The sequence below is a fragment of the Kyrpidia spormannii genome, from assembly GCF_002804065.1.
Lineage (GTDB): Bacteria > Bacillota > Bacilli > Kyrpidiales > Kyrpidiaceae > Kyrpidia > Kyrpidia spormannii.
Map to the genome: position 1 here is coordinate 2,204,615 of NZ_CP024955.1, position 13,461 is coordinate 2,218,075.

The window sequence follows — 13,461 nt, forward strand, 5'->3', positions numbered from 1 at the left end:
AAGAAGGAATCACCCATGGTCCATCTTCATGCCCATTCTTACTTCTCTTTTCTCGACGGCGCCTCTGCTCCGGAGGAATTGGTAGATATCGCCTCCCAGCTGGGCATTTCGGCGATGGCCCTCACCGATCGCGATACTGTAGCGGGACTTGTTCCTTTTCACCGGGCAGCTGAACGAGTGGGCATTCGACCGATTTCCGGGGCAGAGGTCACGATGGAGGACGGTACCATTCTAACGGTCCTCGCTGAGAACGCGAAAGGATACGCCGAACTTTGCACCCTTTTGACGAAAGCCCACCTTTCCCACCCCCGCGGAGAACCGCGGACCTTGTACCAAGATCTGGTGGAACACCGGGAAGGGCTGATCGTCCTTTCCGGTGACCGAAGGGGGCGAATCCCCTCTCTGCTCCTGCAGAAACAAAACCAGAAAGCGAGGGAGATGGCCGAATGGCTTCGAGACGGGCTCGGAAAAGATCGCTTTTTTCTTGAAATCCAAGACTCCTTCACCCCCGGCAGCCAATATTTTACAGAACGGCTGTGTGAACTGGCCGATACTCTCGACATCGGCGTCACCGCCACTCACGATATTCATTACGCAAGCCCGGATCAATTTCCGATTTATGATGTGCTCACCTGTATCCGAAACCAAACGGACTTGGAGTCTCCCCACCCCGAGCGCCCGTTGAACGGCAAGGCGTATCTGTTATCGCCCGAGGAGATGAACCTGCGATTTCAGCGACGTCCCGACGCTCTTCACCGGGCGAAGGAGATTGCAGAACGATGCCAGGTATCCCTGGACCTTTCCTTCCCCCGCCACCCGGCCTTTCCCCACGGTCCCGGAGATACCCCCATGGCGATCCTGAGGCGCCTCACCGAAGAAGGTGCGATTCGTCGTTACGGGTCCCTCACACCGGAGATCCGCAGGCGGTTAGAACATGAGCTTGCCATTATCGAAACCTTGGGGTATGCCGATTATTTTTTGGTGGTTTGGGATGTGGTCCAGTTCGCCCGCAAGAAAGGGATTCGTTATGCCGGAAGAGGGTCTGCCGCCGATTCGGCGGTGGCCTATTGCCTCGGCATCACCGATGTGGACGCCGCGGGGAGAGGATTATTGTTCGAGCGATTTATCAGTTTAGAGCGCGGGGAAAAACCGGATATCGATGTCGATTTCGACGCCCGGCGCCGGGATGAAGTGGCTGCTTATGTGTATAACCGGTACGGCGAAGATCACGTGGCCGCCGTGTGTACCTACCAGACGTTCCAAATCCGTTCCGCCATTCGGGAAGTGGGCCGGGTGATGGGATTTCCCCCGCCCCTGCTCGATCGCCTAGCCAAGCGAATTCCGCACATGGTGCGGGCTGGGGAATTGGGAGCGGCGCTGGAACGGTTCCCAGAATTGCGAGACGCGGGAATCGAACACAAACAAGTTTGGCAGCTATTCCACCTGGTGTCCGCCCTCGTCGATATCCCCAGACATATCGGCACCCATTTAGGTGGACTGGTGATCTCCCGGGACCCCTTGACCACCGTCACCTCTTTGCAACGGTCGGCCAAAGGGGTCATCATCACTCCCTTCGACAAGCGAGCGGTGGAAGACGTGGGTTTGATGAAACTGGACCTTCTTTCTCTGCGAACTCTATCCGCAGTGGAGGATACCGTCCAGCTTCTCCACCGCGACGGAAAACCGATCGATCCGGAAGATATCCCTCTGGACGATCCGGACACGTTCGCCGCCATTGGAGAAGGGCGGACCATCGGCGTATTTCAATTGGAGAGCCCCGCCCAGCGCGCCCTGCAGGTTCGTCTCAAACCCGATCACCTCGAAGATTTGGTCGCCAGTGTAGCGCTTATCCGCCCGGGTCCGATCAAAGGCAATATGGTAGAACCCTTTTTGGAACGGCGAAGGGGGAATGCGGAATTCCATTATATTCATCCCGCCTTAAAACCCATTCTGGACAAGACGTACGGGGTCATCCTTTTTCAGGAACAAGTGATCGAAATCGTCACAGCGGTGGCTGGATTTACTCCTGGTGAAGCAGACCGCCTCCGCCGGGTGATGAGCCACCACCGCTCCCTCCGGGAAATGGAGGAAATTGGGAAAATTTTTCTAGAAAAGTCCATGGCCAGGGGGGTCTCCCGAGAGACGGCGGAGCAGATCTACAACTACATCAAGGGATACGCCTCATACGGTTTTTGCGAAGCTCACGCCGCCGCCTTCGCGGCCACCGCCTACCGTACGGCCTATCTGGCTAGACATTATCCGGCGGCCTATTATGCCGGGCTGTTGAATCAGTTCCCGATGGGATATTACCCCATCCACGTCCTATGTTCGGAAGCCCGTCGAAGGGGGGTGGAGATCCTCCCCCCCGATGTCAATAACAGTGAAACGGGGTGCCGTTTAGAGAAGGGAAACATCAGACTGGGACTGAACCTCATCAAAGGCCTTCCGAGGGAGGAAGTGGCGCGAATCGTCGAGGATCGGGAACGCCAGGGTCCCTTCGCCTCTCCGGAGGAGTTTTGCCTTCGAATCCATCCATCCCGAACTTTGCTTGAAAATCTGATTCTGACCGGAGCCTTTGACCGCCTTTATCCGAATCGCCGTCAACTCCTTTGGTACCTAGAAGATCTTTTGCAACATCCGGGAGTTGATATCCATTGGACACAAATCCTTCCGCCCCCCGGAGACAGCGGAGATTTCACATTGAAAGAACGTCTCTTTCACGAATACCGATTGATTCAGGTGGGATTGTCCGGCCACCTCATGGAACTATTCCGGCCGACCCTGCGAATGCGGCGATTTTTGCCCGTGGTCGATTTGGAATCCTTTGAAGGGAAAGAGGTGTGGACGGCGGGCATCTTGGTCCGCCCCCACCGTCCGCCAACCCCATCGGGAAAAACAGTGGTATTCTTTAGCTTGGAGGATGAAACCGGCATGGTGGACGCTGTGATGTTTGAGAAAGAATATCGGCGTTCAGGAGGAGACTTATTTCGCCCTGACGCCATCGCCCTTGGGGTTCACGGGACGGTGGAACGCCGCCGGGGTCATCTGCAACTCGTGGTCGACCGGGTGCGAGCTTTAATTTGAACCTCTTTTCTTGACCCTCCGGCACGAAGACAAAAAGGCGGGGAGAATCCCCGCCCACGACTTTCCGATCCGGTTTTTGTTTCACTCTATCCATCTGTCTTCAGTAAGCCGCCGCGCTGGCTGCGGCACCCGCCGCCGGACCGTAGCCGCCCCACGGGACGAGGAGGAAGAACAGCACAAAGATCACCAGAAACACCACAGCCCACCGAGTATAGTATCCAAACACTCCGAACATCTTGGCTCACCCCCCTCCGCACTGTCAGGAAATGCAGAATGGTGCTCCGGTGTTTGGACACCTGCCGTCACCGAAACAATTCAGGCACTCACCTGCAACCAAGCCTCACCGCACCTGGCCCTCGGCCCGGAACCTTTCATTCGTCCCCGTTCATACAGCAGCGGATCGTGTCGATCTTGTTGGTATAGCGGGCGCCACAGATTCGACAGGTCAATTCGTCCTCCAGTTCCCGTTCATCCCGAAAAATGATCACCGTACCGGGTTCAGCATCTACCGCAATCTCCCCGTTATCCGTTTTTCTCAACCGGTAAAGGGTATCCCCGTACACGAATTGAACCTTCATCATCTCTTCATCCGTTTTTCCAAGTCCCCGGTTTCGCTCGATCCATTTGTGCACCAGCTGAAATCCTGTGGTCATGTACCCCTGCCCCTTTCCCGTGGCCTTTTTGCAATTGTACTATAACAGGTCGAGAGTAGACAATACTGTTTCACGCACAATCTCGACCAAACATCGAAGGGCAGGGCGTGCCCGATCGGAACCGCCTTCCCTTCTCTCTTTGAACACGGTACAATAAATTCATCCGCCCGAGCCTCTCATCTTCGATTGATAACAAAGGCAGGTGTGAAACGTGGCCAACATGCCAGAGGGTTCCCTGCTGTGGGAAGGGTCCGAAGTCTTCAAACACAATACGAATTTATATCGTTATATGCAATGGTTGAAAGAAACACGAGGTTTGACTTTTAGTTCTTATGAGGAACTTTGGAGGTGGTCAGTGTCCGACTTGGACGCTTTCTGGACTTCGATTTGGGACTTTTTTGATATCAAGGCCTCTAAGCCCTATACCCGGGTTTTGGCATCCCGTTCCATGCCCGGCGCCCAGTGGTTCCCTGGCGCCGAACTCAACTACGCTGAACATGCTTTGCGCCACGACTCGAACGAACAACCGGCCATCCTCTTTCAATCCGAAGTCCGGCCTTTTGAGTCGGTCTCCTGGAAACAGTTGAAGGAACACGTGGCTTCGGTGGCTGCCGCCTTGCGGAATATGGGCGTACAACACGGGGATCGGGTGGTCGCCTATCTACCCAATATGCCCGAGGCCGTGATTGCCATGCTCGCCTCGGCCAGTATCGGGGCGGTTTGGTCGAGTTGTTCGCCAGATTTCGGAAGTGTCAGCGTGATCGATCGATTCCGGCAGATTGAACCGAAGGTGCTGTTTGCCATCGATGGATACCGCTACAGCGGCAAGGCTTTCGACCGCCGACCCGTGATCCAGGAGTTGCAGCAGGCACTGCCCACTTTGTCGCACACCGTCCTGGTTCCCTATCTAAACCCGGAAAGCGGCGTCGAGGGACTTGCCAACGCCCTTCTCTGGCAAGACATTCTGGGACAAAACAGCACGCTCCAGTTTGAGCAAGTCCCCTTTGATCATCCGCTATGGGTCTTGTACTCCTCCGGCACCACCGGCCTGCCGAAAGCGATCGTCCAAGGGCATGGCGGCATTCTGCTCGAACATCTGAAATCGATCGGTTTACACCTCAACCTCACTCCGGACGATCGGTTTTTCTGGTTCACCACCACCGGCTGGATGATGTGGAATGTCGTGGTGAGCGGCCTCCTGGCGGGATCCACCATCCTGCTGTACGACGGCAGTCCCGGATATCCAGACCTCAACGTCCTATGGGAGTTCGCCGAGAAGACTGGAATGACCGTTTTTGGAACCAGCGCTGGATACCTGACTTCCTGCATGAAAGCGGGAATCGAGCCAGGCCGGGACTACGATTTGTCACGCCTCGTAAGCATGGGTTCCACGGGTTCGCCGCTTCCGCCCGAAGGTTTTGAGTGGGTCTATCAGCATGTCAAAAAAGATCTGTGGCTCGCCTCGACCAGTGGAGGTACGGACGTCTGTTCTTCCTTTGTCACAGGTTGTCCGATTCTTCCGGTCTACTCCGGGGAGATTCAATGCCGCAGCCTGGGCGTAAAGGTCGAAGCCTTCGACCCCGACGGCCGGCCGGTGATCGATGAGGTCGGCGAATTGGTCATCACGGAACCGATGCCTTCTATGCCCCTCTATTTCTGGAATGATCCGGACAACGCCCGGTACCGGGACAGCTATTTCGATATGTACCCCGGTGTATGGCGCCACGGAGACTGGATTAAGATCACTCCCCGGGGCACGGCGATCATCTACGGCCGATCCGACTCCACCATCAACCGCCTGGGCGTTCGGATGGGCACGAGTGAAATCTATCGGACAGTCGAAAGCTTACCTGAGGTCATGGACAGTTTGGTCATCGATCTCGAAGGAATGGAAGGATCTTCCTTTATGCCGTTGTTTGTCGTCCTTCAAGAGGGGATCGAGTTGGACGACGGGCTTAAGAAGAAGATTCGAGACCAAATCCGAAAGAATCTCTCGCCCCGCCACGTTCCGGATGAGATTTATCAAATTCGGGAAGTGCCCAGGACTTTAAACGGAAAGAAACTGGAGGTCCCGATCAAGAAAATCCTGCTGGGCACGCCGGTTCACAAGGCGGTCAACCTGGATTCTACCGCCAATCCCGATGCGGTAAACTTTTTCGTTCAACTGGCCGAGCAACTCAAGGCCAAACAGAACTCTTGAGCGCCCTTAACCTGTATACCCAGCATTCGGGCGGGGCGCTGAAATGTCCCCGCCCGCATTCCGGGAGACGGAAACCCTGGTCATCCTCCACCGGCACAACGAAGGTCAGGCGTGCTTTTTCCGAAACTCCACCATATAATCCCGCAATGCGGCGCAGTGCTCTACGGGTACCGCATTGTACAAAGAAGCTCGGCATCCACCCACCGACCGGTGACCATTTAGCCCGACAAAACCCTCCGCCTTTGCACCGTCCAGGAATTCCTTCTCGAGTTCCGGCGTGGGCAATCGGAAGGTGACATTCATCAGCGACCGGCTCGTCGGTTCGGCATGGCCCAGGTAGAAATCGGGATTGTCATCGATCACTTTGTAAATCAGCCCCGCCTTTTCGCGGTTTCGGCGCTCCACTGCCTCCACCCCGCCTTGTCCTTTGACCCACTTCAACACCAGGCCCATCATGTAAATCCCGAAGGTCGGCGGAGTATTGTACAGCGAATTGTTTTTTGCGTGGGTCCGGTACTGGAGCATCGTCGGCAGATCTTCCGGCGCTCTCTCCACCATGTCTTTCCGCACAATCACCAGGGTCACCCCGGAGGGGCCCAGGTTTTTCTGGGCTCCGGCGTAAATCAGCGCAAACTGGCGAACATCGATCTTTCTGGATAGGATATCGCTGGACATATCGGCCACGAGAGGCACCGGATCGGTGTCCGGAAAACTGGCCCACTCGGTCCCGTAGATCGTGTTGTTAGACGTCACATGCAGATAGGCGCTGTCCCTGCCGAAGGAAATCTCCTCCGCCCCCGGGATGCGCCGATAATGACCGTCTTTGGTGCTGGCCGCCACAAAAGTCTCTCCGAGTCGCTGAGCCTCTTTCAATGCCTTTTCGGACCAGCTGCCGGTCAAGACGTAGCCCGCCGCTTTGCCCTTCGGGAGAAAGTTCATCGGAACCATGGCAAACTGCAAACTGGCTCCGCCCTGGAGGAACAACACGTCGTACCCCTCCGGCACCCCAAGCAGCTCCCGAACGAGGGCGGCCGTTTCGTTGTGGATCGCCTCGTAGGTTTTGCTGCGGTGGCTCATCTCCATGACGGACATCCCCGTGCCCCCGAAGTCGACGAACTCCTCCCGGGCCTGCTCCAAAACCTCCAACGGAAGGGCGGCCGGCCCGGCATTAAAGTTTAACGCGCGTTTCCCCTGAGACATGATCGTCTGCTCCTTTCCACTGGCCCGCTTGTCTTTCACTATACCACTTCCCCGCACTTCCAGAACGCTTTTTCGGCCGATTTCCCGTGTCAAAATGTTTACGCTCCCCTCGCCTTCATGGTATGATGAATATAAATAGAACAGTGTTCCGTATTACAGAACACCGCGTAGTAAAAACTGTATCACGGAACAGTTCTGACACATTATTTAACTGATTGGGGAGTCCCCGGGATCCACAAAAGGGGATTCGAAGGGAGGAGAAAGGATGGCTGAGTGGCCGCAAGGGGTCGAAGTGATCGGTGAAGTGACACCGGAATACGGGGAGATTTTAACCCCAGAAGCCTTGGCGTTCGTGGCAGATCTGCACCGCCGATTTGACGAAAGGCGCCGGGCATTGCTCGCCGACCGGGCAGAGCGCCAGAAGCGCCTCGACGCCGGGTGGCGCCCGGATTTTCCTGCAGAGACGGCGGAGATCCGGGCCGGGGATTGGACGGTGGGGTCGATTCCCGCCGATCTTCAGGACCGGCGGGTGGAGATCACCGGCCCGGCCGGGGACCGGAAGATGGTCATCAACGCCCTCAACTCCGGCGCCAAGGTGTTCATGGCAGATTTTGAGGACGCTAACTCTCCCACCTGGGCCAATACCGTGGGCGGACAGGTCAACCTTCGAGACGCCGTCAACCGCACCATCACGTATACCAGCCCCGAAGGGAAACACTATGCCCTTAAAGACCAGGTCGCCGTTCTCATGGTCCGGCCTCGGGGATGGCATTTGGAAGAGAAACACGTCCGGGTGGACGGCCGCCCGGTCTCCGGCGCCTTGTTTGACTTTGCCCTCTACCTGTTCCACAACGCGAAAAACCTGATCGCCCGGGGCACGGGGCCGTATTACTATCTGCCGAAGATGGAAAGTCGGCACGAAGCCCGGCTGTGGAACGATGTATTCACCTTTGCTGAAGACAGGATGCACTTTCCCGTCGGGACGATCAAAGCGACAGTGCTCTTGGAGACGATCATGGCGACCTTTGAAATGGACGAGATGCTGTACGAGCTCCGGGATCACATCGTCGGCATGAATTGCGGGCGTTGGGATTACATTTTCAGTTACATCAAGCGCTTCCGGAATCAACCCGACGTGATTTTTCCCGATCGCAATCTCGTGACGATGACAGTGCCCTTTATGCGTGCCTATACTCTCTACACGATCAAAACCTGCCATCGGCGCGGAGCTTTTGCCATCGGCGGCATGGCGGCCCAGATCCCGGTGAAAAATGACCCGGCCGCGAATGAAGAGGCTTTTGCGAAAGTCCGGGCGGACAAGGAACGGGAAGCCCAGGATGGCCACGACGGCACTTGGGTGGCTCACCCCGGTCTCGTTCCCGTTGCAATGGAAGTGTTTGACCGTCTGATGCCGGGCCCGAATCAACTGAGCCGGAAACGGGAAGATGTTCACGTGACGGCGGACGACCTGCTGGCGATCCCCGAAGGGCCGATCACCGAACAGGGGCTTCGCAACAACGTAAGCGTAGGAGTCCAGTACATCGAAGCGTGGCTTCGGGGTAACGGCGCCGTTCCGATTTTCCACCTCATGGAGGATGCGGCCACGGCGGAAATCGCCCGGGCCCAGGTATGGCAGTGGATTCACCATCCGAAGGGGATTCTGTCGGATGGCCGCAAGGTGGACGCCGCGTTGTTCCGGCAGATTCTGACCGAGGAATTGCAGAAAATCAAAGAGAACCTGGGGGAGGAGCGATTCGCCCGCGGCAAGTTCGACCAGGCCGCGGCACTGTTCACAGATATGTCCCTTCGGGACGACTTTGAGGAATTCCTCACCCTTCCCGGTTACGCGTACCTGGATTGATCGGCCACTCACCCAGTGAACTTCGTGCCCGCGGGGATTTCACCTGCGGGCATGTTTTTGTGCGCCGTTTTTTTGCGCTCACCTCTTGGCAGATCGCTCACCTGTGTTATAATAGATGCGTAAATTGTTCCTGTGTTATACTTCAGATGCCGCCGGGCGCCCCGTGTTAGGGCCTTGGCTGGGGAGAACCATCGGGGGTGAGGCCCGGCCACAGGAGGAGGACTGTGCCCCTCCTGTACTATAACAGTTATTTCCTTTGATGTGTGTATCAATATACGAAAAGGAGGGACACCATGCCAGAAACCGTCGCGTACCCTGCTGGCGTCCAGGTCACCGCACCTGTTGACGAATCCTTTCGGGAAATCTTGACTCCTGCGGCACTGGAGTTCGTCGCCGATCTCCACCGTCAATTCAACGGTCGGCGCCAGGCACTCCTGGCCGAAAGACAGAAGCGCCAAGCGGCCATCGACGGGGGTCAGATGCCGGATTTTCCGGCTGAGACTGCCGACATTCGCCAGGCGGATTGGACGGTGGCACCGATCCCGGCCGACCTTCTGGACCGCCGGGTGGAGATCACCGGCCCGGCTGGAGACCGGAAGATGGTCATCAACGCCCTGAACTCCGGCGCCAAAACCTTTATGGCGGATTTTGAAGACGCCAACTCCCCCACGTGGGAAAACACCGTCGGGGGTCAGATCAATCTCCGGGATGCCGTGCGCCGGACGATCCGGTACGTCAGCCCGGAAGGCAAGCGGTACGAGCTGAAGGATCGAACGGCAGTCCTGATCGTGCGGCCCCGGGGCTGGCATCTGCCGGAGAAGCACGTTTTGGTCGATGGCGAACCGATCTCCGGCGCCCTGTTTGATTTCGGCCTGTACTTTTTTCACAATGTCCGGGAGTTGCTGGAGCGGGGGACGGGGCCGTACTTTTACCTTCCCAAAATGGAAAGTCGCTTCGAGGCCCGCCTGTGGAACGATGTGTTCAATGTGGCCCAAGATCGCCTGGGGATTCCCCGGGGCACCATCAAAGCCACGGTGTTGATCGAGACGATCCTCGCGGCCTTCGAGATGGACGAGATCCTGTATGAACTCCGGGATCACGCCGCTGGACTCAATTGCGGCCGGTGGGACTACATCTTTAGCTTCATCAAACGCTTTCGGAACCGCCCCGAGGTGATTCTGCCGGACCGCGGCTTGGTGACCATGACCGCGCCTTTCATGCGGGCTTACACGCAGTTGACGATTAAGACCTGTCACCGTCGCGGGGCGATGGCCATCGGGGGGATGGCCGCGCAAATCCCGGTCAAAAACGATCCGGCCGCCAATGAAGAGGCCTTCGCCAAGGTGCGGGCGGACAAGGAGCGGGAAGCGACAGATGGCCACGATGGGACCTGGGTGGCCCATCCCGGGCTGGTGCCTGTGGCAATGGAAGTCTTTGACCGGTTGATGCCCACGCCGAACCAACTGGATCGCAAGCGGGAAGACGTACACGTTTCGGCGGCCGACCTCATCCAGGTACCCGAGGGGCCGATCACCGAGCAGGGCTTGCGCACCAACATCAGTGTGGGGATTCAATATATCGAAGCCTGGCTGCGGGGATCCGGAGCCGTGCCGATTTTTAACTTGATGGAAGACGCGGCCACGGCGGAGATCTCCCGGGCCCAGGTCTGGCAGTGGATCCGCCACCCCCGCGGGGTGCTGGAGGACGGGAGAAAGGTCACGGTGGAGTTGTTCCGGCAAGTCTTGGACGAGGAGTTGAACAAGATCAAGGCGGAGCTGGGAGAAGACCGATTCGCCGGTGGACGGTACTCGGAAGCCGCCGAACTGTTCAGCCGCTTGACCACCAGCGATTCCTTCGCCGAATTTTTAACCTTGCCCGGGTACGATTTGATCGATTGACTAACCGGATCAGGAATATTTTCACAAGGGAAAGGATGTTCGCCGATGATCGACAAGCAAGAAGCGGAAGCGTTAGAGCGCAGTTGGGAAACAGATCCCCGGTGGAAAGGGATCGTTCGGACCTATTCGGCGGAAGATGTGCTACGGCTTAGAGGCTCGATTCGAATCGAGCACACCCTGGCCCGGATGGGAGCCGAGCGCCTGTGGCATCTGCTCCATACGGAGCCTTACGTCCCCGCCCTGGGGGCTTTGACCGGGAATCAAGCGGTGCAACAGGTCAAAGCCGGACTCAAGGCGATCTACCTGAGCGGCTGGCAGGTGGCGGCGGACGCCAATCTCGCCGGGCAGATGTATCCGGATCAGAGCTTGTACCCCGCCAACAGCGTTCCCCACGTGGTAAAACGGATCAACCAGGCTCTGCAACGGGCGGATCAGATCCACCACATGGAGGGCAAAGATGATATCTACTGGTTTGCGCCCATCGTGGCAGACGCCGAGGCTGGATTCGGGGGGCCGCTGAACGTTTATGAGCTGATGAAAGCGATGATCGAGGCGGGAGCGGCGGGCGTCCACTTTGAAGATCAGTTGGCCGCCGAGAAAAAGTGTGGCCATATGGGAGGCAAGGTCCTGATCCCGGCTTCCCAGGCTATCCGGAATTTGACCGCGGCCCGGTTGGCGGCGGACGTGATGGGGGTGCCGACGATTTTGGTGGCCCGGACCGACGCGTTGGCGGCCACGATGATCACCAGCGACATCGACCCGCGGGATCAAGGATTTATCACCGGCGAACGCACCTCCGAAGGATTCTACCGGGTGCGCAACGGGCTGGAGGCGGCCATCGCCCGGGGACTCGCCTATGCTCCGTACGCGGACATGATCTGGTGCGAAACCTCGGAGCCGAACCTCGAAGAGGCGCGCCTGTTCGCCGAGGCGATTCATGCAAAATTCCCGGGCAAGCTGTTGGCTTACAATTGTTCGCCGTCCTTTAACTGGAAGCGGAAACTGGACGACGCCGCCATCGCCGACTTCCAGAAAAAGTTGGGACAGATGGGATACAAGTTCCAATTCGTCACCCTGGCTGGTTTCCACGCCCTCAATTTCAGCATGTTCGATCTGGCGCGGCAGTACAAAGAGCGCGGCATGGCCGCCTACGCCGAGCTGCAACAGCGGGAATTCGCCGCCGAAGTGCACGGGTACACGGCGACCAAACACCAGCGGGAGGTCGGAGCCGGGTATTTTGACGAGGTGAGCATGGTCATCTCCGGGGGGACTTCCTCCACCACGGCGCTCACCGGTTCCACCGAAGAGGAGCAGTTCGTCTAAAATCTCCCTGGCCACAAAACTTTCACCCGCCCTGGCCATCATTCGGCCCAGGGCGGGCCTCCTTTTCGATGCCGGCGCGTTTCATGATGGGCGTGCATCCGCCCTCCTGAATCTCATTCTCCCATCGGCTGGTGCCAAATCGACGAATGGTCTCCGATTCCTCCCGCAAAACGGCAATAAAATGATCCACGGCCCGGATGTGATAACGGGTGCGATGGAGCACGGCAGAGAACGTGCGAAGAATCGGAAACTCGTGAAGTCGCAGGGTTTTCAAGGTCCCCAAGCGGATTTCTTTGACGACGGTCCACGTGGAAAGCAAGGAAACCCCGAGGCCGGCCTCCACCGATTCTTTGATGATTTGCGTGCTCCCGAGTTCCACGAGGGCCGCAGGAACAAGTCCCGTTGCCGAGAACATTTTATCGGCCGCCTCCCGGGTTCCGGAGCCATGCTCGCGCAGAATCCACCTTTCCCCAGCCAACTCCTCCGGCGTCGCTTCAGCGCGGCCAGCCAGCCGGTGGCTGGCGGGAACGACGACGCGAAGCTCGTCTTCAAAAAGGGGCAACACCTCCAGATCTGAATGATGCAGCCCCCCTTCCACAATCCCCACATCCTGTTCTCGCCGCAGGATGGCCTCGGCCACTTGAGTGGTATTCTCGATAGTGATCGCCACGGATACCTTGGGGTAGCGCTTACAGAATTGTGCCAGAATCCGGGGAAGGACATACTCTCCAAAGGTATAGCTCGCCCCGATGGCGAGATGGCCCCCTTCCCCTTGCACCAGGTCGTCCATAATCAGGCCGAGTTCTCGATAGGACTCGAGGATCTCTTCGGCCCGGTCCAGAAGAATTTCCCCAGCCCGGGTCAATCGCACGGTCCGGTTGGTGCGTTCCAAAAGCTTGACGCCAAACTTCTGTTCAAGAGCTTGGATCTGCAGGCTGACAGCTGGTTGAGTCATGTGAAGGGCTTCGGCGGCCCGGGAAAAATTGCGAGTCTTGGCCACGGTCGCGAAGATCAGCAGAGAATGATCCATGGGAGACGCCTCCAACCCGTGATAAGTTCCTCCAATACCTTCACCTTAACGGGATTGATTCGGCTTATCCATACACCGGGGGGTAGGAGTGGCAAGGAGTTCCTGACGATTTACCGAAATTCTGGAGGAAAAGCGGTATCCTTTAGGTACAATTCCGCGGCAAACTCGACTACAATTCAAATCAGTGTATGAGAACGATAATCCGATTTCGA

9 protein-coding genes are annotated in these 13,461 nt (G+C 57.4%); 5 read left to right on the forward strand and 4 right to left on the reverse strand.

What is annotated here, in order from left to right:
* The first annotated feature begins 15 nt into the window (after positions 1-15).
* The gene (locus tag CVV65_RS11090; protein ID WP_100668184.1) at positions 16-3,084 is read left to right on the forward strand and encodes a DNA polymerase III subunit alpha; all 3,069 of its coding nucleotides are present in this window, start codon (positions 16-18) and stop codon (positions 3,082-3,084) included.
* A gap of 100 nt (positions 3,085-3,184) precedes the next feature.
* Here CVV65_RS11090 and CVV65_RS17290 read toward each other — a convergent pair whose 3' ends face one another.
* Both CVV65_RS17290 and CVV65_RS11095 read right to left on the reverse strand, forming a co-directional pair.
* Complete coding sequence (locus tag CVV65_RS17290) at positions 3,185-3,319, reverse strand: hypothetical protein (protein WP_269148819.1); 135 nt, start codon at positions 3,317-3,319, stop codon at positions 3,185-3,187.
* A 136-nt stretch (positions 3,320-3,455) separates the two neighbouring features.
* The gene (locus CVV65_RS11095; RefSeq protein ID WP_100668185.1) at positions 3,456-3,737 is read right to left on the reverse strand and encodes a hypothetical protein; all 282 of its coding nucleotides are present in this window, start codon (positions 3,735-3,737) and stop codon (positions 3,456-3,458) included.
* 220 nt (positions 3,738-3,957) lie between these two features.
* On the opposite strand from CVV65_RS11095, the gene CVV65_RS11100 reads away from it, so the two are divergent.
* Positions 3,958-5,937 (forward strand): acetoacetate--CoA ligase, encoded by a 1,980-nt coding sequence (locus CVV65_RS11100; protein ID WP_100669436.1) that lies wholly within the window; start codon positions 3,958-3,960, stop codon positions 5,935-5,937.
* A gap of 105 nt (positions 5,938-6,042) precedes the next feature.
* Here CVV65_RS11100 and serC read toward each other — a convergent pair whose 3' ends face one another.
* The gene (serC, locus tag CVV65_RS11105) at positions 6,043-7,137 is read right to left on the reverse strand and encodes a 3-phosphoserine/phosphohydroxythreonine transaminase (RefSeq protein ID WP_100669438.1); all 1,095 of its coding nucleotides are present in this window, start codon (positions 7,135-7,137) and stop codon (positions 6,043-6,045) included.
* A 265-nt stretch (positions 7,138-7,402) separates the two neighbouring features.
* On the opposite strand from serC, the gene aceB (CVV65_RS11110) reads away from it, so the two are divergent.
* From aceB (CVV65_RS11110) to aceA, 3 genes are all read left to right on the forward strand, one after another.
* Complete coding sequence (gene aceB, locus CVV65_RS11110) at positions 7,403-8,998, forward strand: malate synthase A (RefSeq protein WP_100668186.1); 1,596 nt, start codon at positions 7,403-7,405, stop codon at positions 8,996-8,998.
* A 293-nt stretch (positions 8,999-9,291) separates the two neighbouring features.
* Entirely contained in the window at positions 9,292-10,896 is a 1,605-nt protein-coding gene (gene aceB, locus CVV65_RS11115) for a malate synthase A (RefSeq protein ID WP_100668187.1), read from the forward strand.
* 45 nt (positions 10,897-10,941) lie between these two features.
* Positions 10,942-12,219 carry an isocitrate lyase gene (aceA, locus tag CVV65_RS11120; RefSeq protein WP_100668188.1) on the forward strand — a complete coding sequence of 426 codons (1,278 nt, stop codon included), beginning with the start codon at positions 10,942-10,944 and terminating at the stop codon, positions 12,217-12,219.
* 22 nt (positions 12,220-12,241) lie between these two features.
* On the opposite strand, the gene CVV65_RS11125 is transcribed toward aceA, so the two are convergent.
* A complete protein-coding gene (locus CVV65_RS11125) occupies positions 12,242-13,249 on the reverse strand; it encodes a LysR family transcriptional regulator (RefSeq protein ID WP_100669440.1) in 1,008 nt (335 codons plus the stop codon).
* Positions 13,250-13,461 lie beyond the last annotated feature (212 nt).